Genomic DNA, 24,582 nt, shown 5'->3' with positions numbered 1-24,582 from the left:
GCCTTCAGGCCACCAGGTGACCTAGACCGAGGGAGTCCATCGCCCACCTCAGCCGGGTGACCAGGCCCGGGTCGGTCTCGGCGAGCGCGGCGAGGTCGAACCGGGCGAGGAACGCCCCCAGGTCGCCGAAGTCCGCGACCCGCGCCCGCGCCTGGGCTTCGATCCCCAGTTCGACGCAGCGGACCAGCGCCTCGACGGTGTGGACGGAGGGGCCGTGCTCCCGGGACACCCGGTCGAGCACCTCGAAGGCGGTGGTGTTGTCGCCGTCGCGCACCAGCATCCGGCGGGCGCAGATGGCCAGGTAGTCCGGCTGGGCGTCGAGGAAGCTGCCGAGCCGGACGACGTCCCGCATCACGTCGGGGGTGGCGCAGGGGTCACCGGCCATGATCTTGAGGACGGGCTCGAAGTAGAAGGCCGCCGAGCTGTAGACGTCCTCCTGCGCTTCCCGGAGGGCCCGGTAGGCGGCGACCCGGTCGCCGGGCGTGCGCGCCGCCAGCAGGGCGACCAGCAGGCGCGTCAGCGACACGACCGAGCCGCCCGAGGGGACCGCGGTGTCCGCCGCGCCGAAGCCGGACAGCGGTTCCACCCCGTCCAGCAGCCAGTCCGCGCTCTGGGAGCAGCGGAAGTTGTGCTCTCGACGCAGGTCGTCGCCGGGAACGCGGAAGGGCGAGGTGGTCCCCAGGTCGAACGCCCAGCCCAGGTCGACGGGCGGCGCCGGCTGCCCGCTCGACGGTCTCAGCACGACGGAGCGGTCCTCCCCGTCGAAGCCCCGGACCAGGTCGAAGTGGTCCACGAGGCCGCGCCACTCCTCGACGTCGAACTGCGACTCCCACAGCAGCGCCAGGGTCCGCCAGCGCCGCACGGCGTCCTGGTCACCGGGCAGGTCGGACGCGGTGAAGCAACCCCGCAGGGACACGACGAGCACCACCAGGTTCGCGGTGTAGGCCGCGATGCGCCGCGTCACCGGCAGGGCCCGTGGCTCGTACGCGGCGCCCGGGGCGTCGGCCCGGGGGTGCTGCGCCGCGCCGAGGAGGCGGAGCAGGAGGCGGTGCAGCGGTTCCCGGTCCTCCTCGGGCACGTCGGCGAACAGCTCGCGCAGGAAACCGACCACCGGGGCACGGCTGGTCAGCGGGACGAACGACAGCAGCGGCCGCAGCCACCCGGCGTCGTCCTCGCGCCGCTGGTAGTAGGACGACGAGGCCGCCCGCTCACCCGCCACCGCCTCCAGCGAGATCCGGTGGACCAGGCGGGCGACGAGGTACTCGCCGAACGTGGCGTGCAGGAACTCGTAGGTGTGGCGGGACCGGCCGTCGTGCGCGGCGCGGGCCTCGTGGACGAAGAAGAACCGCCCCACGGCGAGCTGGGCGGCGCCGAGCCGGACCCGCCGGTCGGTCCGCACGTGCCGGTCGGCCGGGAACAGGGCGTTCAGGTCCTCGTCCAGGTCGGCCTCGTCGACCCACTGCGCGCCCCGGTTGACCATCGCGAAGGCGATCACCGACAGCCTGATCAGCTCCCGTTCCACCGCGCGGTCCACCTCGTGGTCGGGCGCGTCCTTGAGCTGCTTGGCCACCTCGCGGCGGGCGAAGCCGGTGAGCAGCCGCTCGTAGAGCTGGGCCTGGCCGAGCGAGGAGGTCTCCCGCAGGGCGTCGCCGTCGGCGTTGTAGAGGGTCAGCATGAACAGCAGCAGCGGCTGACCGGCCAGTTCCGCGTGCCGCAGCGCCACCTCCGGCGCCAGCCGCGCCCCCGGGTTGACCCGGTTCCACCGCTCCAGCCACCCGCGGACCTGCTCCTCGCCGAACGGCTCCAGCCTCAGCACCACGGCCGCCTCGGGGAACCTCGCCCGGTTGGCCACCGCGACGCGGCTGGTCACCACGACGACCACCGCGCGCCCCTGCTCCAGCTCGCGCTGCTGGAACCGCTGGACGTCGACCAGGTAGTCCGACCTGCTCACGCCGGTGGCCTGCAACAGCTCGTCGAACCCGTCCAGCAGCACCACCGGCACGGCGGGCCGCGCGCTCCGCGCCAGGACGGGCCAGTCCACCCGGTCGCCGGTGGCGGCCCTGACGCCGTGCTCGACCTGCTCCTGGACGTCGGACTCGGCGGGCACGTCGCGCAGCACCACCCGGACCGGCAGGAAGTCGTCGGGCAGCCGCGCGGCCAGCACCCTGGTCAGCAGCGACTTGCCGGCGCCCGGCTGCCCGAGCACCACCAGCGGCGCGCGGGTCGCCCGGGAGGAGGTGAGGTACCCGGCGAGGTAACCGTCGAGGTCCGACCGGCTCGGCACGTCGGCCCACCAGCTCTCCCGACCGGCGTCGCCGTCGCGGCCGGCCTCGGCGACCTGGAACCGGGGCGCCACGTACGCCTGCTCCAGGGTCGGCGTGACCAGCCCCGGCGGCAGGTCGCCGGCCACGATCGGCCGGCCGAGCGCGGGGCGGTAGCTGCTCGCGAGGGCGTCCCGGCGCGCGTCGGGCGAGAGCGGGCCCGAGATCCGCCGCAGCAGCTCCCGCATCCCGTCCAGGGCCGCGCGGGTCGCGGCGTGCTCGACGCCGCTGGTCCACACGGCGAACTCGGGGCAGTCGACCGAGAGGCGGCGGTAGTGCTCCCGGTAGCGGTCGAGCGCCCGGACCGGCACCCCGGACGGGACGGCCCGGTCCCGTTGGGCGGCGGTCAGCCCCGCCCAGTCCTCGAACCCGGCCAGGAACCGGGTGTACTCCCCCACCACGCCCGAGTAGTACGAGGTCAGGGCCTCGACCACCCGCTCGGGCGGCGTCTCGGGGCTGGGCAGCGGCAGCGCGGACCCCAGCAGCGCGGTCACGAGGTCCACCCACCGGTCCGACCCCGCCCACGAGGACGTGGTCAGCGCCGCCTGCTCGCCCCGGCTCAACCGGGGCCGGAACGGCAGCTCGACCTCGTCCAGCGCCTCGAACAGCGCCGTCACCACGACCACGCCGTGCGCCGCCTCCAGCAACCGGGTCCGGTCGACCCGGTGCAGCCCGGTGACCCGCTCCCGCACCGAGGCCAGCAGCTGCCTGCCGACCCGCACCACCTCGGTGCGGGCGTCCAGCAGGTCGATCCCGCCCGCGGCCAGCACGGCGGCGGCCGAGGCGTGGTCCAGGAACCTCAGCAGCGCGGTGTCGCCGCCCAGCAGCTTGACCGCGTCCGCGTACGAGAAGGAGCGGCGCACCGGGACATCATCCGGACCTGGTCCGGTGAACGGCGCGGCACCGGCGCGAGACCGCCCGAACGGATCAGCGGCGCGTCAGGACCCTCAACCGCAGCCCCAGCCCGGTCCGCACGGCCAGCCGCAGCGGCGCCCACGCCGCACCCGCGTGCCGGTCGGACAGGTACCGGTAGGCGCTGGAGTGGTGGGCGGCCAGCATCCGGGCCGAGGAGCGCCGGGTGGAGTGCCCGCCGACGTGCACGACCTCCGCCTCCGGCACGTACACGTTGAGCCAGCCCGCGCGGCCCAGGCGGTCCCCCAGGTCCACGTCCTCGAAGTACATGAAGTAGCGGGGGTCGAAGCCCTCGACCGAGTCGAACGCCTCGCGGCGCATCAGCAGGCACGAGCCCGACAGCCAGCCGGCGGTGCGCTCCTCCACCGCCGCCGTCGCCTGCCGGTACTCCCGGGACCAGGGGTTGCCCGGCCACACGGGTCCCAGCACGGCGTGGCCCAGGCCCCGCCCGAGGGACGGCAGCAGGCGCGCGGACGGGTACACCGCGCCGGACGGCTCCCGGATCAGCGGGCCGAACGCGCCGCCGCGCGGCCACCGCTTGGCCGCCTCCAGCAGCACGTCCAGGCTGCCCTCGCCCCACGACAGGTCCGGGTTGGCCACCACGACCCAGCCCACGTCCCGCGACAGGGACGCCACGCCCCGGTTCGCGCCCCCGCCGTAGCCGAGGTTGCCGCCGGTCGGCAGGAACGTCACGTGCTCGTGCTCCTCGGCGGCGCGCTCGGGCACGCCGTCGGTGGACCCGTTGTCCGCGAGCACCACCGACAGCGGCCGGGTGGTGGCCGTGGCGAGGGTGGACAGGAAGGTCTCCAGGGTTTCCCCCGGCGAGTAGGTGACGGTCACGACCGCCAGTCCGTCTCCGTAGCGCGTCACCCGCGTCACCCTAGTGGGAGTGGACGTGGTGCATGACCGCGTGCCCCTTCCCGCGCGCGATCAACCACCGGTTCACCGGCACGGTGAGCACGAACGCCACCGCCAGCGAGAACGCCAGCGCGCCCCAGAACAGCGGGGACGCCACGCCCGCGGTCATCGCGCCGGGCACCACCAGCATGATCGCGTTGTCGACGAGCTCCATGACGGCGATCGAGGCGGTGTCGGCGGCCAGCGCGAGCTTCACCGCCGCGCCGAGGGCCAGGCCGAACCCCAGCACCCGCCGCAGCGTGATCAGGTAGCCGAAGAAGAACGCCAGCGCCACCGCGAGGGCCACGGTGCCCCAGGGGGGCAGGCCGAGCGCGGTGCCGACGACCATGCCGAGCACCTCGCCGATGGCGCAGCCGGTGAGGCAGTGCAGGGTGGCCGAAACGGCCATGGACCAGGTCGACTCCATACCGGTCACCATACCCCTAGGGGGTATCAGGAAGGCAAGGGGAAGTGCACGGAGCACCCGAAAGGGGTTCAGCGGCGGTGCACGCGCAGGAGTTCAGCGGCGGTGCGCCCGGAAGGGGTTCAGCGGCGCCGGTGCACGCGCACCGCCCGCTCGTAGGCCAGCCGGTGCCGCGCCGCCGACGAGGACCAGGAGAAGTCCTTGGCCCGCACCAGCGCCGCCGCGGCCAGCGCGTCGCGCCGGGCCGGGTCGTCCAGCAGGTCGCCCAGGGCCGCCGCGATGTCGCCCGCGCCGACCCCGCAGTACGCCACCGCGTCGCCGCCCACCTCGGGCAGCGACAGCCGCCGCGTGGTCAGCACCGCCGCGCCGCACGCCATGGCCTCCAGCACCGGCAGCCCGAACCCCTCGCCCAGCGACGGGTAGGCCACCAGCTCCGCGCCGCCCAGGAACCCGGCCAGCGCCGGGAACGGCAGGTAGCCCGCCCGGATCACGCGGATCCGGTGCGGCACCGCGTCCAGCGCCCGCTCGACCTGGCCGTCCCACCCCGGCTGCCCGGCCAGCACCAGCGCGGGCGGGTTCGCCCGGCCCCGGCACGCCTGCGCGAACCCGCGGATCAGCGCCGGCACGTTCTTGCGCGGCTCCAGCGCGCCCAGGAACGCCACGTACGGCGCGTCGCCCAGCGACAGCAGCCGCCGCACCTCCGCCACCTCCGCCGCCGCGGGCGGGTGGAACCGCTCGGTGTCCACGCCGTGCTGGGCGATGTGCAGCGCCTGCCGCTCCGCGCCGGCCACCCGCGCCAGCTCGTCCGCGGTCGCCCGGGACGGCACCACGCACAGCTCCGCGCGGCGCAGGGAGGCCCGCGTCCAGGCCCGGAAGAACCTCGCCTTCACCGACGAGTGCAGCACCGGGTCGGTGAAGAAGGTCGCGTCGTGCAGCGTCACCACCGACGCCGCCCGGTTCGCCAGCGGCACGGTGTAGTGGGGCGAGTGCACCACGGTCACGCCGAGCCGGTTCGCCAGGCGCGGCAGCGTGGTCTGCTCCCAGGTCAGCCGGGCGGTGCGGGTGGCCACGGCCTCGGTCGCCGCGACGACCCGCGAGTTCGGGGCCAGCGCGCCGTACAGCGCGGCGTCCCGGGGTTGGCACACCACGCTGATCCGGGCGCCGTCCGCGTCCAGCGCGGCCACCAGGGAGTCCACGTACCGCCCGACACCACCTCGGTCGGTCGGGACGGCGGTGGCGTCGATCAGCACGCTGGGTTCGGCGGGCGACACGCGGTGAAGGGTACGACCGGCGGCCGGCGGGTGGCCTCGAAATGACGCAAACGGTTGCTTAACCAAACAGCGCCAGGTGCGCCCGCCACACCGACCGCGCCGCGTTCTCCCAGGTGAAAGCCCCTGCCCGGGTACGGCCCGACGTGACCAGCCTCTCGCTCAGCGCGGGGTCGGACAGCACCGAGCGCAACCCGGCCGCCAGCGCCGCCCGGTCGCCGCGCGGCACCGCCACGCCCGCGCCGCCCGCCACCTCGACCAGCGCCGGGGCGTCGGAGTGCACCACGGGCACCCCGGCCGCCATCGCCTCCACCACCGGCAGGCCGAACCCCTCGGCCAGGCTCGGCACGGCCAGCACCGCGGCCCGCCGCAGGACGAACGCCAGCCGCGCGTCGTCCACCCGCCCCAGCAGCGTCACGTGCGGCGCCCGCAGGTCCACCCCGCCCCAGCCCGGCGGCCCGACGACGACCAGCGGCACGCCCAGCTCGGCGGTCGCGGCGACCAGCAGGTCGAACCCCTTGCGCGGCTCGACGGTGCCGACGGCCAGCACGTACCGGGGCGGCAGGTCGACCGGCTCCTCCCCGGTGAACGCGGTCACGCCGTGGGGCACCACGTGCACGGGCGCGGGTCCGGGCGCGTGCCGGCGCAGCTCGTCGGCCACCGCCGCCGTGGGCACCACGATTCCGGCCGCCCCCGCGGTCGCGCGCCCGATCACGCGCCGGTGCCACGCCGCGCCGCGCGGCGTCAGCGTCTCCGGGTGGGTCCACGGCACGGTGTCGTGCACGGTCACCACGACCCGGCCGCGCGGCGGCGCGAGCGGCGTGCAGGCGTGCACCGAGTCGCCGCCCGGCCAGTACGGCACGCCCCGCTCCCACGCCGCGATCAGCGCGCGCCGCGGCAGCGGCAGCACCCGCGGCCCCCCGACCCCCGGCACGACGGCCGCCGAGACGTCCGCGTGCCTGCTCACCGCGCCGGTCACGGTCCACCCGGCGGGCGCGGTGCGGGCCAGCGCGGCGGCCAGCTCCCGCGTGTACCGGCCGGTACCGCCCGGCACGGGGGCCAGCAACTGCTCGGTCAGCACGACGAGGTTCGGCACGTCGCGTACCGTCTCACGCCGTGTCGAACCCGCGGACGACGGTGGTCGTGGTGACGTGGCGCGGACGCGACCACATCACCGCGTGCCTGGACGCCCTGGCCCGGCAACGTCCACACCGGACAGTCGTGGTGGACAACGCCTCCGACGACGGCACGGCGGACCTGCTGGCCGCCCACCCGAGCCGCCCGGAGGTGCTGCGCCTGCCGGTCAACCGCGGTTACGCGGGCGGTCTGGCCGCGGCGCTGCCGGGCGTGACCACCGAGTACGTCGCCTGGCTCAACGACGACGCGGCCCCGGACGAGGGCTGGCTGGCCGCCCTGGAGGACGCCCTCGACGCCTCACCGGGCGCCGCCGCCGCGACCTCGTCGGTGCTGCTGGTCGACGGCTCGACCCAGTCGGTCGGCGTGCGCCTCACCGGCGACGGCCACGGCGCGGACCTGGTGCTCGCGGACCGCGAGGTGTTCGGCTTCTGCGGTGGCGCGGCGCTGGTCCGGACGGGTGCGCTGGAGGCGGCGGGCGGCGTCCCGGAGAGCTTCTTCTGCTACTACGAGGACACCGACACGGCCTGGCGGCTGCGCCTGAACGGCCACCGCGTGCTGTCGGTCGGCCCGGCGCGGGTCCGCCACCGGCACGGCGCGAGCACCCGCCCCGGCTCCCGGCTGTTCCACCGCTGGAACGAGCGCAACCGCCTGCTGATGCTGCTGCGCTGCGCCCCGGCGCCGGTGGTGGCCCGCGAGCTGGCCAGGTTCGCCGCGATCACGGTCCTGCTGCCGCTGCGCCGGGACCGCCCCGGCGCGGAGAACTTCCGGGTGTCCCTGCGCGTCCAGGTGTTGGCGGAAACGCTGCTGCGGCTGCCCGCGACATGGGTGCAGCGGGTGCGGATCGGCCGGCGCGCGGAGGTGGCCCGGCGCGACGTGTGGCGGGAGTGGGCGGGCCGTTAGGGGGTCGGGGTGGTCGAACGGGCGTTGCTGCGGGTGCTCCGCGACGGCGAGCCCGTCGGCATGGGCTTCCTCGTCGGCCACGACCTGGCCGTGACCTGCGCGCACGTCGTGGTGGCCGAGGAGTTCGAGGTCGACTTCCCGATCGCAGGCGGCACGGCGCGGGCCCGCGTGGTGCACCGCCCCGAGGGCGTCGACCTGGTGGGCCTGGAGCTGGACCGGACGCCGGAGGGGGCGAGGGCGGTGCGCGTGGTGGCCGTGGACGACGTCCGCGACCACCGGGTACGCACGCTGGGCGTGCCGGACGGCCGCCCGCACGGCCTGTGGTCGCGGGGCGTGGTGCGGGGCGCGATCGGCGGCGGGCGGCTCCAGGTCGAGGACGACGCGCGCGGCGTGCCGATGCTGCGGGGGTTCAGCGGCGGCCCGGTGATCGACGACGACCTGGGCGCGGTCATCGGCATGGTCGTCGAGGTCGACGCGCTCCAGGGTCAGCGCATCGGCTACGCCCTGTCCGGCGCGACCCTGCACGACGCGTGGTCCGCGCCGGCCGGCGACCAGCCGAGCCCGTTCCGGGGCCTGGAGCCGTTCCGGACCGGGGACGCGGAGGTCTTCTTCGGCCGCGCGCGGCAGGCCGCGGACCTGCGGGAACAGCTCGACCGCGACGGCGTCCTGGTGGTCACCGGGCCGTCCGGCTGCGGCAAGTCGTCGCTGGTCCTGGCCGGGCTGTTACCCGGGCTGGGCGAGCACGCGGTGGTCCGGCCCGCCGCCGGCGGCTCGCCCTGGAGCGCCCTGGCCACCGCCCTGGGCGTCGAGGAAGTCTCCCCCGACCGGGTCGAGGACGTGGTCGCCCGCCGCGCCGGCCCCCGCCGCTTCACGCTCGTCGTCGACCAGTTCGACGAGGCCCTGGCCCGCTTCCCCGAGGCGTCGACCGACCTGCTGGCCGCGCTGCTGGACGTGGCCGAGTCCCACCACCGCGCGCCGCGGGTGGACCTGGTGGTCACCACCACCGGCGGCCCGCTGGACCACCTGCTGGCCGACCCCCGGTCCGGGCCCCGGCTGGTCCGCCGCACCGCCACCCTGGCCACCCCCGACCCGGACGAGCTGCGCGAGGTCGTCGAGGGCCCGCTCCGGGAGCCGGGCACGCCCGTCCTGGAACCCGGCCTGGTCGACGTGCTGCTGGCGGACGTGGAGCGCGAGCGCAACCCGCTGCCGCTGCTGGAGTTCGCGCTGACGCTGCTGTGGGAGCGGCAGGAGCGCGGGGTGCTGACCCACGCCGCGTACCGGGAACTGGGCGGGGTCGGCGGCGCGGTGTCCACCTACGCGGAGCGGGTGTGGCGGCGGTTCGACCCCGAGGAGGTGCGCCGGGCCCTGGTCCAGCTGGTCAGCCCGCTGCCGGAGGGCGGGTACGTGCGGCGGGTGGTGCCGGCGGAGCAGGTGGGCGACATCGCCGCGGAGCTGGCCCGGACCCGGCTGGTGACGCTCGGACCGGACGGCGTGGAGCTGGCCCACGAGGCGCTGGTGCGGCACTGGGACCGGCTGCGGGGGTGGGTGGAGGAGGCCCGCGCGTTCCGGCTGTGGCAGGACGAGCTGGACCGGCAGGCCGCGCGGTGGGAGGAGGACCGGGAGCGCCGGCTGCTGCTGCGCGGCCGGGACCTGCGCCGGGCCCGTGAACACCGGGGCGAGCTGACCGGGCGGCAGCGGCGGTTCGTCGAGGCGGGGATCGGGGGGCTGGTCAGGCGGATCGCGGTCCGGGCCGCGGTGGTCGTCCTGGTGGTGGGCCTGGTCGCCTCGCTCGGCTACCTCGTGCCCCGGTTCGCCGGGCAGCGCGACGAGGCCGCGGCGAACGACGCGGCGGACCTGCTGACCGACCGCTACGCGTCCATCACGCCCTTCCCGAACCTGCTCGACAAGACCCTGCGCGCCCAGCTGACCGCCGACCGGCTGGACACCAGGGAGGCCCTGCACGTCCTGTCCCGCTCCCTGCGCCACGCCGAGGTGGTGGTCCCGGGGTCCGGGCTGCCCAGTCCCGACGGGGAACGGGTCCTGACGACCGGCGACGGGACGACGTCCGAGCTGCTGGACCTGACGACCTCGCCGGTGACCCGGGTGACGCTGGCCGCCCCGGAGGGGGAGGTCACGTGGGTGGGCAACCACCTGTTCGCCGAGGCGGGGGACTCGATCCGCCTCCGGGACGGGCACACCGGCGACGTCGTGCGCACCATCGACGCGCGGGCCTCGGTCGTCCTGGCCGACCCCACCGGCCGGTGGCTCGCCCACGCCGACAACGGGGCGGAGGTGCACGTCGTCGACAACGGGGCGGAGATGCACGTCGTCGACCTGGCGGCGGGAACCTCGACCACCCTGGTCGTGCCCGAGGGGGCGGAGCTCGTGGACCTACTGCCGACGGGCGAGGTGCTGCTCCGCCGCGAGCGGGGTCACGGCGTGTTGTCCGCCGCCGGCGTCCGCGACCTGGACGGCGCCGACTTCCGGGTGGTGGCGGCGTGGCCCGAGCCCGTGGCGTTCCACTGCGACCGGGACACCTGGTCGGCGCGGGGCGCGTCGACCGGTCGGGAGCTGGCGCGCGTGTCCACCGGGGGCTTCCCGTGCGCCGGGGCCAGGCTCCCGGTGCTCGGCTCCGGCGGGCGGGCGTGGGCGGTCGTGGAGGTGGCCGACCGGGCCGGGTCGGACCTGCTCCGGCTCGCCGCCGGTGACGGGAGCGACGTGCTGAGGACGCTCGTGCCGGCGGGCGGCGCGGTCGAGGCGGTCGCGCCGGGGCGTTCCGGCGGGTACCGGGTCCTGATGAGCTACCCGGGCGCGTTCCTGGTCGTCCGGGTGCCGCCGCCGGACGCGCTGGACCAGGCGTTCCCGGGGGCCTACGACCTCCGGGCCACCCCGGACGGCGCCCACGTCCTGATCAGCGGGTTGAGCGGCCGGATCGAGGTGTGGCGGACCGCCGACCGCGCGCTCGTCGCGCACCTGGACGACGCCCTGTCCCCCGGGCGGCACCCCGCCGTCTCACCGGACTCCAGGACCGTCGTCCTGACCGGCGAGCACGGCACCGCGGTGCGGAACCTGCCCGACCTCGCCCCGCTCGCGGAGCTGGGTCGGGATGTCGAGGAGGCGTTCCTCCTCGACGCCGACCGCGTGGCGGTGTGGCGCGGCGACGCGCTGGACGTCCTGGCCGCGCGCTCCGGGGCACCGATCGGCAGGACCGCCGGGGCGGTCGACCCCCCGTACGCCGTCGCGGCGACCGCCGACGTCCTGGTCGTGGCGACCGCCGTCCGCCTCCGCCGCTACTCGATCACCGGTGGCCGGGAGATCGACTCCGGGTTCGTGCCCGGCCGGGTGGGCGACCTGGCGGTGCACCGGGACGGCGAGGTGGTCGCGGTGGTCCGCGACGGCGCCGTGCGGGTGTTCGACCTCGGGAGCGGCGAGCAGGTCGACGTCCTCCCGGTGCCCGTGGACCCGCTCGCGGTCCGCTTCCACCTGCGGTTCCGCGACGACCCCGACGAGCTGGAGATCACCCGGGTCGGCCGCGACGGCGCCGGGATCACGCAGCTGTGGCGGCGGGACGCGTGGTGGGGCGACGCGCCCGTGGAGAACCTGGACGTGCCCGCCGGGCCCGTGCTCGTCGCGGACGCCCACCCGAGGAGCCTGGAGCCCGGCGACCCGGAGGGGTGGATCGCCCGCGTCTGCGCCCTCGTGGAGCGCAGCGGGCTGGAACTGGACCCCGGCGAACTGCCGCCCGGGGCTTTCGACGGTGACGTCTGCGGAGGAGCGAAGTGACCGAGTACGTCGAGGTGCGCACCGAGGACGGCGAGCTGGTGCCGTTCGAGACCGACGAGTACGACGGCCCCGTCCGGGCCGGCCGGAACTGGGACAGGGTCCAGGAGACCCTGGAACAGGGTGTCGAGCGGGCCCGGCACGTCGCCCGCGTGGTGGCCGCCAAGGTCGCCGACATGCCGCCGCCCCGCCCCGACAAGGTGGCCGTGGAGATCGGGCTCAAAGCGGGTCTGAGCGGCGCGTTCGGCATCGCCAAGTCCAGCACCGAGGCCCACATCAAGATCACCGTCGAGTGGCACCGGGACGGGGTGCCCGCGTCCGCCCCGCCCGAGGACAACGAGTCGAAGCCGGCCCAGGACGGGGTTACCGAGGCGTAGGCCACGGTGACGCCCCGCTGCGGAGCGTGATGAGGCAGAGTTAGCGCGTGGAGCGAGCGAGCCTGCCCGACGTGTCGGTCATCGTGGTCAACTACCGCGGGGCCGAGGACACCAAGACGTGCCTGCGCGCCCTGTACGGGGAGCTGGACTACCCGGCCGACAAGCTCCGGGTCGTCGTGGTCGACAACGCCTCGGGCGACGGGGGCGCGGACGCCATCCGGGCCGCCGAGCCGCGGGCGGTCGTCGTCGAGGCCCCCGCCAACCTCGGGTTCGCGGGCGGCTGCAACCTCGGCGTCGAGCACGCCCGCGGCACGGTCGTCGCGTTCCTCAACAACGACGCCCGGCCCCACCGGGACTGGCTGCGCGCGGCCGTGCGGGTGCTGCGCGACGAGCCGGCCGTGGGCGCGGTGGCGAGCAAGGTGCTCGACTGGGAGGGGCGGGCGGTCGACTTCGTCGACGGCGGCCTGACCTGGTTCGGCATGGGCTACAAGCGCCACGCCGGGCAGCCCGACGACGGCAGCCACGACGTGCCGCGCGACGTGCTGTTCGGCACCGGCTCGGCCCTGGTGGCGCGGGCCTCGGTGTTCCGCGAGCTGGGCGGGTTCGACGAGCGGTTCTTCATGTTCTACGAGGACGTCGACCTCGGCTGGCGGATGAACCTGCGCGGCTGGCGCGTCCGCTACGAGCCGGCCTCGCTGACCTTCCACCGGCACCACGCGTCGATGTCCCGGGTGGACAGCAGCCGCGAGCTGTACCTGTTGGAGCGCAACGCCCTGGCCGCGCTCTACAAGAACTTCTCCGACGAGACGCTGGCGCGCGTGCTGCCCGCGGCGCTGGCCCTGGTGGTCCGCCGGGCCACCGCGCGCGGCGAGCTGGACCCGACCCAGCTGGAGATCACCCGCCGGCCCGACGACCCCGCGGACGACCTCGCGCCGGTGCCCGTGCCGCGGCCCGCGCTGGCCGGGTTCCTGGCCGTCGACCAGTTCGTGGAGCTGCTGCCGTCGCTGGCGAGGTCGCGCCAGGTCGAGCAGGCCGCGCGCCGGGTGACCGACGCGGACCTGGTGCCGCTCATGCGCAAGGCGCTGGAGCCCGCGTACCCGCTGCCCCGCTACCTCGCCGCGCACGACGTGCTGGTGGACGTGTTCGGGCTGGACGAGGTGTTCGGCAAGCCGCGCAAGGTGCTGGTGCTGACCGGCGACGTGATCTCCGCGCGGATGGCCGGACCGGCGATCCGGGCGTGGCACATGGCCGACGTGCTGGCGGGCGAGCACGAGGTGCGGCTGGTCACGGTCAACCCCGTGTGCGACCCGCCCGAAGCGCCGTTCGGCGTGCTCCGGGTGGCGCGCCGCGACCTGGAGCCGCAGGTCGACTGGGCGGACGTGGTGATCCTCCAGGGCCACGCGCTGGAGTTCGCGCCGAAGCTCAAGGAGGCGGGCTCCACCAAGGTCGTCGTCTGCGACGTCTACGACCCGATGCACCTGGAGCTGCTGGAGCAGAGCCGCGACGACACCGACGAGAAGCGGGCGGCCGACCTGACCGCCGTCACCCGGGTGCTCAACAACCAGCTCGAACGCGGCGACTTCTTCCTGTGCGCCTCGGAGCGGCAGCGGCACTTCTGGCTCGGCCACCTGACCGCGCTGGGCAGGCTCACGCCGTCGCTGTACGACCACGACCGCACCACGCGGTCGCTGCTCGCCGAGGTCCCGTTCGGCCTGCCCGGCAAACCGCCGCAGCGCACCGGACCCGGGCTGCGGGCGGAGCTGGGCCTGCCCGCGTCGGACAAGGTCGTGCTGTGGGCGGGCGGTGTCTACAGCTGGTTCGACCCGCTGACGCTGGTGCGGGCCGTGGACCGGCTGCGGGGCACCCGGCCGGACGTGCGGCTGGTGTTCCTGGGCATGAAGCACCCCAACCCGGAGGTGCCGGACATGGGCATCACCGGGCAGACGCGGTCGCTGGCCCGGCGGCTCGACCTGGTCGGCTCGCACGTGTTCTTCAACGAGACGTGGGTGCCCTACCAGGACCGGCAGAACTGGCTGCTGGACTCGGACGCGGGCGTCACCACGCACTACGAGCACGTGGAGACGACGTTCGCGTTCCGGACCCGCGTGCTCGACTACCTGTGGGCCGGGCTGCCGATCGTCACCACGGACGGCGACTCGTTCGCCGACCTGGTGCGGCGCGAGGGCCTGGGCGTGGTCGTGCCGTCGGAGGACCCGGTGGCGCTGGCCGACGCGCTGGAGCGGGTGCTCTACGACGCGGAGTTCGCCGCGGCCTGCACCGAGCGGATCGCCGTGGTGCGCGAGCGGTTCACCTGGGAGAACGTGCTCGCGCCGCTGGTGGAGTTCTGCCGCAACCCCCGACCCGCCGCCGACCGGCTGCCCGGGGCGTCGCCCCTGGTGCGCAACCGGCCGCTGCCCGCACGGGACCGGGTGCTGCGCGACGTGCGGCTGGTGAGGGAGTACCTGGACGCGGGCGGTCCGGGCGAGGTCGCGCGCCGGGCGACCGGCCGGGTGCTGAAGAAGTTGCGCGGCCGTGGCTAGGCCGCTGCGGGTGCTGATCGACGGCACCCCCCTGCTCGGGGACCGGACCGGCATCGGCCGCTACACGGCGGCGCTGGCCGAGGAGCTGGCGTCGATGCCGGCGGTGCAGGTGCGGGCGGTGGCGTTCACCCTGCGCGGGTGGCGGGCGCTGCGGACCGTGCTGCCGCACGACGTGGTGGCGCGCGGGCTGCCGGTGGCGGCGCGGCTGCTGCGGCAGCTGTGGCTGCGGGGGCCGTTCCCGCCGGTGGAGTTCCTGGCCGGGACGACCGACGTGATGCACGGGACGAACTTCGTGCTGCCGCCCGCGCTGCGGGCCGGCGGCGTGGTGACGATCCACGACCTGGCGTTCCTCGACGCGCCCGGCGACCTGCCCCCGTCCGACCGGCGGTTGCCCGAGCTGGTGCAGCGGTCGGCGTCCCGCGCGGACGTCGTGTGCACGCCGACCCGCGCGGTGGCGTCGGTGGTGGCGGAGCGGCTGGGGGTGCACCCGGACAAGATCGTGGTGACCCCGCTGGGCGTGGACCCGGCGTGGTTCGCGGCCCGGCCGCCGTCCGACGCGCTGCGGGCCCGGTTGGGGCTGCCCTCGGAGTACCTGCTGTTCGTGGGGGCCGGTGGGCCGCGCAAGGGGCTGGGGACGCTGGTGGCGGCGCACGCGGCGCGCCCGGAGCTGCCGCCGCTGGTGCTGGCGGGACCGGGCGTCCGGGCCGCGGACGACCGGGTGCTGCGCACCGGCTACCTCAACGACGTGGACCTGCGCAGCGTGGTGGCCGGCGCGGCGGCGCTGGTGCTGCCGTCGCGGGACGAGGGCTTCGGGCTGCCGGTGCTGGAGGCGCTGGCCTGCGACGTGCCCGTGGTGTGCACGGACGTGCCGGCGCTGCGCGAGGTGGCCGACGGGCACGCGGTGCACGTGCCCGTCGGCGACGTGGAGGCGTTGGCGCAGGCCATGGTGGACGCGGTGGAGACGCCGGGTGGACCGGCCGACCAGGCGGCGCGGCGGGCCCACGCCTCCGGGTTCACCTGGCGGAAGACGGCGGAGCGGACGGTCGAGGCGTACCGGATCGCGGCCGGTCGGTGACCCGGCGGCCGGTCGGTGACCCGGCTTCCTAGGAGGAGCCCCGCCCGGGGCGCTCCGGGACCTTCACCACGCCCCAGGACACCTGCCTCGACCCGGTCAGGGCGCACACGCGACGCAGGAACCTCCGGCGCTCGCTGTCGGAGCGGGGCGCGGACGCACCTGTCGAGGGCTCGGCCATGCGGGACAGGATCACGCAGTCCGCGAAGGCAAAACCAGTCCCGGCAACCACTCCTACCCCAATAGCGCAACACCACCCCTCGGGTGGTCACGCACCGCAGCCGCTGCCATGATGCCGCGCATGAGCTTCACGGCCGTGTGGCCGATCTCCGACCCGAACGACCCCGACGCCGACGTCGCCGACACGCTGACCGCCGGCGCGCCCGAGGACGTGGACGCGCTGCTGTCCCGCCTCGCCGAGCCCGGCGCCGGACCGGCCGTCCTCGAACACCACGACCGCGACCTCGTCACCGACACCGAGGGCCTGCTCGGCGCGCCCGGCGGCGCCGAACTCCCCGACCACGACGTGGTCGCCGCCGTCCACGACGGCCACGGCTACCTCGCCTACGCCGACCCGGAGCACGACCAGTCGACGCCGGAGGGCGACCCGGGCTCGCCGGGGCACCGCTCGGAGTACGTCGACTTCCCGGCGGGCTCGGGCGTGCCGGTCGAGGTCCTGGCCGCCGCGCTGAAGGACTTCCTCGCCACCGGGCAGCGGCCCACCACCCTGCGGTGGCGGGAAGCCTGAACCCGCCGGACGCGATCGGGGCATGATCGGGGCATGTCGACGTCGACCGGCAGGCGTGCCCGGCACCACCACCTCTCCGCCCTGCTCGCGTCGTGCGACGACGCGGAGCTGGCCGCGCTCGTCGACGCGGCGGGAGCGGTCGACGTCGGCATCGGCGGCGGCTCGGCGGTGCTCGACGTCGACGGCACGCCGGTGTTCGTCAAGCGCGTCCCGCTGACCGGGGTGGAGCTGGCCCGGCCCCGCTCCACCGCGAACCTGTTCGACCTGCCGCTCTTCTGCCACTACGGCATCGGCGGTCCGGGCTTCACCGCCTGGCGCGAGCTGGCCGCGAACCTGGTCGTCACCGACGCCGTGCTGGCGGGCGGGACGGGCTCGTTCCCGCTGCTCCACCACTGGCGGGTGCTCCCCGGCCGCCCGCCCGTGGCGGCCGAGCACGCCGACGTGGACGCGGTCGTGGCCCTGATGGACGGGTCCCCGGCGGTGCGCGCCCGCCTCGAAGCGCTGGCCGCCGCGCCGTGCAGCCTGGTGCTGTTCTGCGAGTACGTCCCCCTGCCCGCGCTCGACTGGCTGCGCGAGGACCCGGCGGGCAAGGCCGAGGCGGTGGAGCGGCAGCTGGCGGGCATCGTGGCGTTCCTCCGCGAGCACCGGCTGCTGCACCTGGACGGGCACTTCGGCAACGTGCGCACCGACGGCGAGCGGCTCTACCTCACCGACTTCGGCCTGGCCACCTCGCCGCGCTTCGAGCTGTCGGGGGCCGAGCGGGAGTTCGTCCGGCGCAACGCCTGGCACGACGCCGACTACGCCGCCATGCGGTTGGTCAACTGGCTGGTGACCTCGGTGTGCGGGGTCCCGGTCGAGGACGGACCCCCGGTCGCGCGCAACGAGTACGTGCGCCGGTGCGCCGCCGGCCACGTCCCGGAGGACGTGCCGCCTGCCGTAGCCGCGGTGGTGACCCGGCACGCGCCCGCCGCCGCGCGGATGAACGGGTTCTACTGGCGGCTGTTCGGCGGCGACGTGCACGCGGAGTACCCCGCCCCGGCGGGCGGCTGAACCGGCGAGGGGTGAACCGGCGAGGGGTGAACCGGCGGGGGGTGAACCGGCGGGGGCATTCACGCCCAGGAGCGTTCACACCCGAGAGCGTTCACACCCGGTGCCGCACCCACACGTTGGGCTCCACGTACGCCGCGTGGTCGTGCGCGACCGACACGTGCACCGGCGCCAGCGCGCCCGGCACGAGCACCGGCCCGTCCCGGTCGAACGGCAGTCCGGTCCACGCCCGCCACCGGTCCAGCGGCGCGCACACGGTCGACGAGCACGCGGCGACCCCCTCGACCCGGCCGCCCGCCCGCACGTGCGTCCGCAGCCACCAATCCGCGGGCAGCCCGTCCGCCCGCACCCGCGCCGCGTACTCCGCCATCGGCACGGCGGGCTCCGCGGCCTTGTCCGGCGGGCGCACCGGCACCACCAGCGAGGTCAGCCCGGCCGCGCGCACCGCCGCCCTCATCGCGCCGAGCACCACCGACGACAGCCCGCGCCCCGCACGAGAGGGGTGCACGGCGATCTCCAGCGCGCACGCCGCGTCGCAGGCCACCCCGTCGAGGGCGTCCTCGGCCGTCCACACGGCCGCCTCGTCCCAGCCCGAGGGCAGGGGCTCCCGGCCCGCGGACGAGTACGGCACCGCGATCCCCCGCGCCACCGGCCGCCCGTCCTCCAGCGCGGCCACCACCAGGTGCGGCCACCGCCGGACCACCCGCCGCCCCCGGATCAGCAGCGACGCAAGGTCGCCCCGCATGAACGCGGGCGAGTCGGGCGGGTAGGGGATGTCGTAGGTCGCCGACGCCAGATCGGGGCGTTCGGCCAGGGTGACGGTGTCCACCGGGACACCGCACCAGAACCGGCCCCTCGGCGCCAACGGCGAGTCCGACCGCCGCGCGTGGCGGTGTGCGCCAGGACCCCGGTCGGGGCGCCGGCGCGGCTCAGGGCACCGCGCGCGCCGCCACCGCCGCGGACAGCGCTTCCCGCCAGTGCCGCAGCGGCGGCAGGCCGACCTCCTCCCACGCCTTGCCGGACAGCACCGAGTAGGCGGGCCGCCGCGCCGGGCGGGGGAAGTCGTCGGTCTTGGCCGGCAGCACCCGCGCCGGGTCCAGGCCCAGCTCCTCGAACACCGCCCGCGCGAACCCGCACCACGTGGTCTCGCCGTCGTTCGTGGCGTGCAGCACCCGCCGGGCCGGACCGCCGTCGACGACCAGCGAGGCCAGCGACACCAGCCCGCGCGCGAGGTCGAGCGACCACGTCGGCGACCCGACCTGGTCGTCCACGACGGACAGCGTGTCGCGCGACCCGGCCAGGCGCGCCACGGTCTTCACGAAGTTCGACCCGTGCTGCCCGTACACCCACGCGGTGCGCACCACCCACGAGCGCTCCCACGTCGCGAGCACCCGCTGCTCCCCCACGAGCTTCGTGCGGCCGTACGCCGAACGCGGCCCCGTCTCGTCGGAGGGCTCGTACGGCCGCGTGCCGTCGCCCGGGAACACGTAGTCGGTCGACACGTGCAGCAGCGGCACGTCGTGCTCGGCGCACCACCGCGCCAGCGAGGCCGGTCCCCGCGCGTTGATCGCGAACGCCCGGTCCTCCTCGGTCTCCGCGGCGTCCACGGCCGTGTGGGCCGCCGCGTTGACCACCACCGGCCGCAGCCCCGACCCGCGCGCCAGCGCGGCGAAGTCCGCCACCGCGTCGGCCACCGCCGTGTCGTCGGTCACGTCCAGCTCCGCCGACGACGGCGCGCGCACCAGCCCGTCCGCGGGCCCGACGGCCACCATGTCGTGCCCCAGCTGACCGCGACCGCCGGGGACCAGGAGTGCGAGCGCCATCAGCCGGCCAGCGCCACGCGCTGCTTGAGGGGCTCCCACCAGGCCCGGTTCTCCCGGTACCAGCGGACGGTGGCGGCGAGGCCCTCGGCGAAGTCGACCCGGGGCGCGTAGCCCAGCTCGGCGCTGATCTTGGAGATGTCCACCGAGTAGCGGCGGTCGTGGCCCTTGCGGTCCTCGACGGGCTCCACGGACGAGGCCCAGTCGCGGCCGGTGGCGACCAGCAGCCGCTCGGTCAGCTCCCGGTTGGTCAGCTCGGTGCCGCCGCCGATGTTGTAGATCTCGCCGCCCCGGCCGCCCTCCAGCACGAGCTGGATGCCCCGGCAGTGGTCGTCCACGTGCAGCCAGTCGCGGACGTTGAGGCCGTCGCCGTACAGCGGGACCTTGCGGCCGTCCACGAGGTTGGTCACGAACAGCGGGATGACCTTCTCGGGGAACTGGTACGGACCGTAGTTGTTCGAGCACCGCGTGATGCACACCGGCAGGCCGTGGGTGCGGTGGAACGAGCGGGCCAGCAGGTCCGAGGACGCCTTGGCGGCCGCGTAGGGCGAGTTGGGCTCCAGCAGGTGCTCCTCGGTCCACGAGCCCTCGTCGATGGTGCCGTAGACCTCGTCCGTCGAGACGTGCACGAACTTGGCCACCCCGGCCTCCAGCGCGGCCTGGAGCAGCACCTGGGTGCCCAGCACGTTGGTCAGCACGAAGTCGGCCGAGCCGTTGATCGAACGGTCCACATGGGACTCGGCGGCGAAGTGCACCACCACGTCCACCCCGCGCATGACGTCCACGACCAGCTCGCGGTCGCAGATGTCACCCCGGACGAAGCGCAGCCGCGGGCTGTGGGCGACCGGCGCCAGGTTGGCCTCGCTGCCCGCGTAGGTGAGCTTGTCCAGCACCACCACCTCGGCGTCGGCGTAGGCCGGGTACGAGCCGCCCACCAACTCCCGCACGTAGTGCGAGCCGATGAACCCGGCCCCACCCGTTACCAGTACGCGCATGCTCGGTTCCTCCTAATGGCGGTACGGGTGACGAAGTCTGTCACGGTTGATAACAGTGCAACCCACCACGTTGTTACAGCGTCTCCCGTATACAGGGAAAAGTGGGGCGAGGCTCACCCGCCCGTCATCAACCTTGACCAGCGGTCAAGCACCCCGGGGAGGCAGGGCAAGTGGACTTGCGTCCGCCCAAGGCGGCCGGTGGACCGGCTGCTCTGCGTGTGCTCGTGCTCACCGGGCGTTCACTGCTGGCGCTCCTGTCGGCGGCTGTGCTCGTCGTCACCTGGTACGGCTGGTACCACCTGGGCGGCATCGACGAGGGCATGACGACGACCGACGTGATCTCCTCCTCGGTGGCCGAGCAGACCGAGGGCGTGGCCCGCAAGCCGCTCGACGGCGCGGTGGACATCCTGCTGGTCGGCGTGGACAGCCGCACCGACGCGCAGGGCAACCCGCTGTCGGACGAGGTGCTGGCGCTGCTCAACGGCGGGGTGGCGGACGGCACGCTGAACACCGACACGATGATCCTGGTGCACGTGCCCCAGGACGGCACCCGCGCGGTGGCCATCTCGTTCCCGCGCGACTCGTACGTGGAGATCGCCGACGGGTTCGGCCAGCACAAGCTCAACTCGGCCATGGCCCGGCAGCGCAACGAGACCGCGCAGGAGCTGCGCGCGGAGGGCGTGACCGACGAGGCGCGCATCGAGCGGGAGTCGATGCAGGCCGGCCGCCGCACCCTGATCAAGACCGTCGAGGGGCTGACCGGCGGCGCGGTGACCATCGACCGGTACGCCGAGGTCAACCTGGCCAGCTTCTACGAGGTGACCAAGGCCATCGGCGGCGTCGAGGTGTGCCTGAACGCCGACACCAGCGACCGGGACTCGGGCGCGGACTTCCGCGCGGGCAGGCAGACCGTCTCCGGCGCGCAGGCGCTGTCGTTCGTCCGGCAGCGCGGCGGGCTGCCGGGCGGTGACCTGGACCGGATCGTGCGGCAGCAGGTGTTCATCGGCGCGCTGGCCCAGAAGGTGCTGTCCACGGGCACGCTGACCGACTTCGACAGCCTCGACCGGCTGGTGACCGCGGTGAAGAAGTCCGTGGTGCTCAGCGAGCGGTGGAACATCACCGAGTTCGCCGAGCAGATGCAGGGCCTGGTGTCGGGCAACATCCAGTTCCGCACGATCCCGGTGGGTCCCCCGACGGACACGTGGAGCGACGGCAACGTGCTGCCGGTCGACCCGGCGCAGGTGCGCCAGTTCATCAAGGGCCTGGCCGCCGAGCCGACGTCCTCGTCCTCGTCTCCGTCCGCGTCGACCACCACCACCGCCGCCGCGCCGCCGAACTCGGCGATCACCGTGCGCGTGTTCAACGCGGCCGGGGTCTCCCGGCTGGCCGCCACCGTGCTGGACATCCTGGTGGAGCGGGGCTTCGACGACGGCGGGGCCGCGACCGGGACCTACGCCGAGACGTCCGTGGTCCGGCACGCGCCGGGCGAGCTGGCGAGCGCCGAGCAGGTGATCTCGGCCCTGGGCGGTAACGCCGAGGCCGTCGAGGACGACACGGTGCCACGGGGGCAGGTCGAGGTGCACGTCGGCGCGGACTACTCGCCGCCGGGGCAGTCCGACCCGGCCGCGGCGGGCGGCACCGAGTCGACGGGATCGTCCGCGCCGAGCTCCACCCCGCCGATCACCGCCGACGGCGTGGTCTGCGTGAACTGAACCCACCTCCTGGTGAACCCGGGCGTCCGACCGGCCGAGGGTGGTTAGCCTGAACGGACGGACGCGAGGGTCGGGAGGAACGCCGGTGAAGGCCGCGGTGGTGATCGGGCGCACGCTGCTGGCGGTGCTGTCCGCGGTCGTGCTGGCGACGTCGGGGTACGGCTGGGCCACGCTCCAGCGGGTCGAGGAGAGCGTGAACAAGACCGACGTGCTGGAGGTGCTCCAGGACGTGCCCAACGCGCCGCCGGTGGAGGACGGCGCGACCGACATCCTGGTGGTCGGCAGCGACAGCCGCACCGACGCCCACGGCCGGCCGCTGCCGGACGACGTGCTGCGGCGGCTGCGCACCGAGGCCACCGACACGCTCAACACGGACACGATCATCGTGCTGCGGGTGCCCGAGAACGGCGGCCAGGCGCACGCCGTGTCCATCCCCCGCGACACCTGGGTCACCCTCCCCGAGTACGGCGAGGAGAAGATCAACGGCGCGTACGGCCTGACGAAGCTGCGCACCATGGAGCGGCTGGCGTCGGAGGGCGTGCCGCTGGAGGAGCGGTCCCGGCAGGGCGACCAGGCCGGGCGGCGGGCGCTGGTGCAGGTCGTGCAGGACCTGACCGGGGTGCGGGTGGACCACTACGCGGAGGTGAACCTCTACGGGTTCTACCTGCTCACCGAGGTCATCGGCGGGGTGGAGGTGTGCCTGCGGGCGCCCACCTCGGACCCGGACTCGGGCGCGGACTTCGCGGCGGGCGTGCAGACCATCTCGGGCGGCGACGCGCTGTCGTTCGTGCGGCAGCGCAAGAACATCCCCAACGGCGACCTCGGCCGGATCACGCGGCAGCAGGTGTTCATGTCGGCGGCCATGTCGAAGCTGCTGTCGGCGGGCACCCTGGCCGACCCGGCGCGGCTGTCGGGGCTGCTGGACGCGGTGAACAAGTCGGTCGTGGTGGACGAGGGGTTCGACCTGGCCACGTTCGCCGCGCAGGCGCGGGGGCTGGCGGGCGGGAACGTGGAGTTCGCGACCATCCCGGTGACCGGGCTGGGGGTCCCCAACGAGCGCGGGCAGAGCGTCGTGACGGTCGATCCCGCGCAGGTGAAGGCGTTCGTGGCGCAGGTGCTGGGCGAGAAGACGACCACCCGGACGCCGCCGCCGACCACCGCGGCGCCGACCACCACCACCCCGGCGCCGACGACCACGCAGGGCTTCGGCGGGGGCGGGCGGGTGGCGCTGGACGGGCGGGCGCGGGTGGCGCTCCAAGGGCCGCCCTGCGTGGACTGAGGCGCCGGGCCCGGGTCCTGCGAGCCCCGGACGGGCCGGCGTGGCATGGTTGATCCATGACCGTCACGGATGCCCTGTTCGCGCCCCTGTTCGCGGCGAACCCCGGCCGTCCCCTGATCACCCATTACGACGACGCCGCGGGCACCCGGGTGGAGCTGTCGCGGGCGACCGTGCGGAACTGGGCCGCGAAGACGGCGAACTGGCTGCGCGACGAGCACGACGTGGAGCCGGGCGACCCGGTGGCGGTGCTGCTGCCCGCGCACTGGCAGACGGCCGGCGTCCTGCTCGGCGCGTGGTGGTGCGGCGCGGCGGTGACGGACGACCCGGCGGGCGCGAAGGTGGCGCTCGTGGCGCCCGGTGCCGACGCGCCCGGCGCCCCGGTGACGGCGGTGGTGTCGCTGCACCCGATGGGCCTGGGCAGCGGCGCGCCCGTGGACTACAACGACGAGATCCGGGTGTTCGGCGACGACTTCGCGCCGTGGGAGCCGGTGCCCGGCTCGACCCACGCCCTGCTCAAGTCCACTGTGGACGAAGTGGTCCAGGAGGCGCACCACCGCGCGGAGACGCTGGGCATCACCACCACCTCGCGCGTCCTGTCCACTTTGGACTGGTCCCTGCCGGACGGTCTGCTCAACGGCTTCCTCGCCGTGCTGGCGGGCGGCGGTTCCCTGGTGCAGTGCAGCAGCGCCACGCCGGACCTGCTCCCCGCGCGCCGCGTGGCCGAGCAGACCACCCTCGACCTGGTCGGCTAGGTGCAGGCGGTCCTCCCGCCCCCGCTCCCGGGAGGAGGCGGGAGGACCGCCGGGCGGTCAGGCGGGCTGCGGCTGCCTCGCCCGCGCCAGCCGGGTGACCGAGAGGGCGCCCGGGTTGAACCCGATGGCCAGCGAGGCCGCCGCGAGCACGAGCACGTACTCGTAACCGCCCTGGCCGAGCAGGCCGTTGGGCAGGTGCACGATGACCAGCGCGCCGAGCATGGCGAACGCGAGCAGCGCGCCGACCACCGGCGTGGCCACGCCGAGGATCAGCAGCGCGCCGCCGACCAGCTCGACGATCGCGGTGAACCAGGCGGACAGCGTGGGCAGCGGCACCCCCATCGCCGCGAACCCGGCGGCCGTGCCGTCCATCCCCGACCCGACGACCTTCTGCCAGCCGTGCGCGATGAACACCACGCCGAGCCCGATGCGCCCGATGAGCGCGGCCACGTCCTTGATCATTGACGACTCCCCTTCGTGTTCGACCGACCTCCGCAAGCTATATGAACCTTCAACGACTTGACCCGGGTCGACAGACACCCGACAGGGACTCCACAGCGGCTCGACAGGGACCCGGTCCCGGGGCTCCACCTCCGCCGCC

The 24,582-nt window shown here is 75.1% G+C and carries 19 protein-coding genes; 10 read left to right on the top strand and 9 right to left on the bottom strand.

The genetic code is table 11. From position 1 onward, the window contains the following. Positions 1 to 4 precede the first annotated feature (4 nt). The 5 genes from Q5530_RS11070 to Q5530_RS11050 all read right to left on the bottom strand — a co-directional run bounded on the left by Q5530_RS11070 (position 5) and on the right by Q5530_RS11050 (position 6,918). Positions 5 to 3,184: an NACHT domain-containing protein gene (locus tag Q5530_RS11070; RefSeq protein ID WP_415362064.1), complete on the bottom strand. Its 3,180-nt coding sequence runs from the start codon at positions 3,182 to 3,184 to the stop codon at positions 5 to 7. 64 nt (positions 3,185 to 3,248) lie between these two features. Then, positions 3,249 to 4,112: a glycosyltransferase family 2 protein gene (locus Q5530_RS11065; RefSeq protein WP_415362063.1), complete on the bottom strand. Its 864-nt coding sequence runs from the start codon at positions 4,110 to 4,112 to the stop codon at positions 3,249 to 3,251. 1 nt (position 4,113) lies between these two features. Then, complete coding sequence (locus tag Q5530_RS11060; RefSeq protein WP_415362093.1) at positions 4,114 to 4,539, bottom strand: DUF4396 domain-containing protein; 426 nt, start codon at positions 4,537 to 4,539, stop codon at positions 4,114 to 4,116. A gap of 137 nt (positions 4,540 to 4,676) precedes the next feature. Beyond that, the gene (locus Q5530_RS11055; protein ID WP_415362092.1) at positions 4,677 to 5,804 is read right to left on the bottom strand and encodes a glycosyltransferase family 4 protein; all 1,128 of its coding nucleotides are present in this window, start codon (positions 5,802 to 5,804) and stop codon (positions 4,677 to 4,679) included. Between the two features lie 79 nt (positions 5,805 to 5,883). Next, positions 5,884 to 6,918, bottom strand: coding sequence for a glycosyltransferase family 4 protein (locus tag Q5530_RS11050; protein WP_415362062.1), 1,035 nt, complete (start codon positions 6,916 to 6,918; stop codon positions 5,884 to 5,886). A 20-nt stretch (positions 6,919 to 6,938) separates the two neighbouring features. Here Q5530_RS11050 and Q5530_RS11045 point away from each other — a divergent pair, with 20 nt between their 5' ends. The 7 genes from Q5530_RS11045 (at position 6,939) to Q5530_RS11015 (ending at position 17,426) form a co-directional block, all read left to right on the top strand. After that, entirely contained in the window at positions 6,939 to 7,859 is a 921-nt protein-coding gene (locus Q5530_RS11045) for a glycosyltransferase family 2 protein (protein ID WP_415362061.1), read from the top strand. A 9-nt stretch (positions 7,860 to 7,868) separates the two neighbouring features. After that, a complete protein-coding gene (locus Q5530_RS11040; RefSeq protein WP_415362060.1) occupies positions 7,869 to 11,642 on the top strand; it encodes a trypsin-like peptidase domain-containing protein in 3,774 nt (1,257 codons plus the stop codon). Beyond that, on the top strand, positions 11,639 to 12,016 hold the full coding sequence (locus Q5530_RS11035; RefSeq protein ID WP_415362059.1) for a CU044_2847 family protein: 378 nt from the start codon (positions 11,639 to 11,641) through the stop codon (positions 12,014 to 12,016). Before Q5530_RS11040 ends, Q5530_RS11035 begins: the two co-directional genes overlap by 4 nt. A 47-nt stretch (positions 12,017 to 12,063) precedes the next feature. Beyond that, complete coding sequence (locus Q5530_RS11030) at positions 12,064 to 14,556, top strand: glycosyltransferase (protein WP_415362058.1); 2,493 nt, start codon at positions 12,064 to 12,066, stop codon at positions 14,554 to 14,556. Then, positions 14,549 to 15,631, top strand: a complete 1,083-nt coding sequence (locus Q5530_RS11025) for a glycosyltransferase family 4 protein (RefSeq protein ID WP_415362057.1) — start codon at positions 14,549 to 14,551, stop codon at positions 15,629 to 15,631. Before Q5530_RS11030 ends, Q5530_RS11025 begins: the two co-directional genes overlap by 8 nt. A 298-nt stretch (positions 15,632 to 15,929) precedes the next feature. Beyond that, entirely contained in the window at positions 15,930 to 16,376 is a 447-nt protein-coding gene (locus Q5530_RS11020; RefSeq protein WP_415362056.1) for an Imm1 family immunity protein, read from the top strand. Between the two features lie 33 nt (positions 16,377 to 16,409). Beyond that, on the top strand, positions 16,410 to 17,426 hold the full coding sequence (locus Q5530_RS11015; RefSeq protein ID WP_415362055.1) for a serine/threonine protein phosphatase: 1,017 nt from the start codon (positions 16,410 to 16,412) through the stop codon (positions 17,424 to 17,426). Between the two features lie 91 nt (positions 17,427 to 17,517). On the opposite strand, the gene Q5530_RS11010 is transcribed toward Q5530_RS11015, so the two are convergent. The 3 genes from Q5530_RS11010 to rfbB form a co-directional block, all read right to left on the bottom strand. After that, a complete protein-coding gene (locus Q5530_RS11010; RefSeq protein WP_415362054.1) occupies positions 17,518 to 18,252 on the bottom strand; it encodes a hypothetical protein in 735 nt (244 codons plus the stop codon). Between the two features lie 100 nt (positions 18,253 to 18,352). Continuing rightward, positions 18,353 to 19,246, bottom strand: a complete 894-nt coding sequence (rfbD, locus tag Q5530_RS11005; RefSeq protein WP_380642643.1) for a dTDP-4-dehydrorhamnose reductase — start codon at positions 19,244 to 19,246, stop codon at positions 18,353 to 18,355. After that, complete coding sequence (rfbB, locus tag Q5530_RS11000) at positions 19,246 to 20,238, bottom strand: dTDP-glucose 4,6-dehydratase (protein WP_380642645.1); 993 nt, start codon at positions 20,236 to 20,238, stop codon at positions 19,246 to 19,248. Before rfbB ends, rfbD begins: the two co-directional genes overlap by 1 nt. Before the next feature lie 170 nt (positions 20,239 to 20,408). Here rfbB and Q5530_RS10995 point away from each other — a divergent pair, with 170 nt between their 5' ends. The 3 genes from Q5530_RS10995 (at position 20,409) to Q5530_RS10985 (ending at position 23,981) form a co-directional block, all read left to right on the top strand. Beyond that, positions 20,409 to 21,950: an LCP family protein gene (locus Q5530_RS10995; RefSeq protein WP_415362053.1), complete on the top strand. Its 1,542-nt coding sequence runs from the start codon at positions 20,409 to 20,411 to the stop codon at positions 21,948 to 21,950. 85 nt (positions 21,951 to 22,035) lie between these two features. Next, positions 22,036 to 23,229 (top strand): LCP family protein, encoded by a 1,194-nt coding sequence (locus Q5530_RS10990; protein ID WP_415362052.1) that lies wholly within the window; start codon positions 22,036 to 22,038, stop codon positions 23,227 to 23,229. 56 nt (positions 23,230 to 23,285) lie between these two features. Beyond that, complete coding sequence (locus tag Q5530_RS10985; RefSeq protein WP_415362051.1) at positions 23,286 to 23,981, top strand: TIGR03089 family protein; 696 nt, start codon at positions 23,286 to 23,288, stop codon at positions 23,979 to 23,981. A 57-nt stretch (positions 23,982 to 24,038) separates the two neighbouring features. Here Q5530_RS10985 and Q5530_RS10980 read toward each other — a convergent pair whose 3' ends face one another. Continuing rightward, a complete protein-coding gene (locus tag Q5530_RS10980; protein ID WP_415362050.1) occupies positions 24,039 to 24,443 on the bottom strand; it encodes a DoxX family protein in 405 nt (134 codons plus the stop codon). Between the last annotated feature and the right edge of the window lie 139 nt (positions 24,444 to 24,582).

Origin of the sequence: Saccharothrix sp. BKS2 (assembly GCF_047689505.1) — a bacterium.
GTDB classification, from domain to species: Bacteria; Actinomycetota; Actinomycetes; order Mycobacteriales; family Pseudonocardiaceae; genus Actinosynnema; species Actinosynnema lopnurensis.
Note: the sequence above shows the minus strand (reverse complement) of the source record. Positions and strands in the feature narration are given on the sequence as shown.

Bases quoted from the DNA above. Each gene is read 5' to 3' on its own strand.
- Q5530_RS11060 (WP_415362093.1), bottom strand. From the start codon at position 4,539: ATGGCCGTTTCGGCCACCCTGCACTGCCTCACCGGCTGCGCCATCGGC.
- Q5530_RS11020 (WP_415362056.1), top strand. From the start codon at position 15,930: ATGAGCTTCACGGCCGTGTGGCCGATCTCCGACCCGAACGACCCCGAC.
- Q5530_RS11015 (WP_415362055.1), top strand. From the start codon at position 16,410: ATGTCGACGTCGACCGGCAGGCGTGCCCGGCACCACCACCTCTCCGCC.
- rfbD (WP_380642643.1), bottom strand. From the start codon at position 19,246: ATGGCGCTCGCACTCCTGGTCCCCGGCGGTCGCGGTCAGCTGGGGCAC.
- rfbB (WP_380642645.1), bottom strand. From the start codon at position 20,238: ATGCGCGTACTGGTAACGGGTGGGGCCGGGTTCATCGGCTCGCACTAC.
- Q5530_RS10985 (WP_415362051.1), top strand. From the start codon at position 23,286: ATGACCGTCACGGATGCCCTGTTCGCGCCCCTGTTCGCGGCGAACCCC.
- Q5530_RS10980 (WP_415362050.1), bottom strand. From the start codon at position 24,443: ATGATCAAGGACGTGGCCGCGCTCATCGGGCGCATCGGGCTCGGCGTG.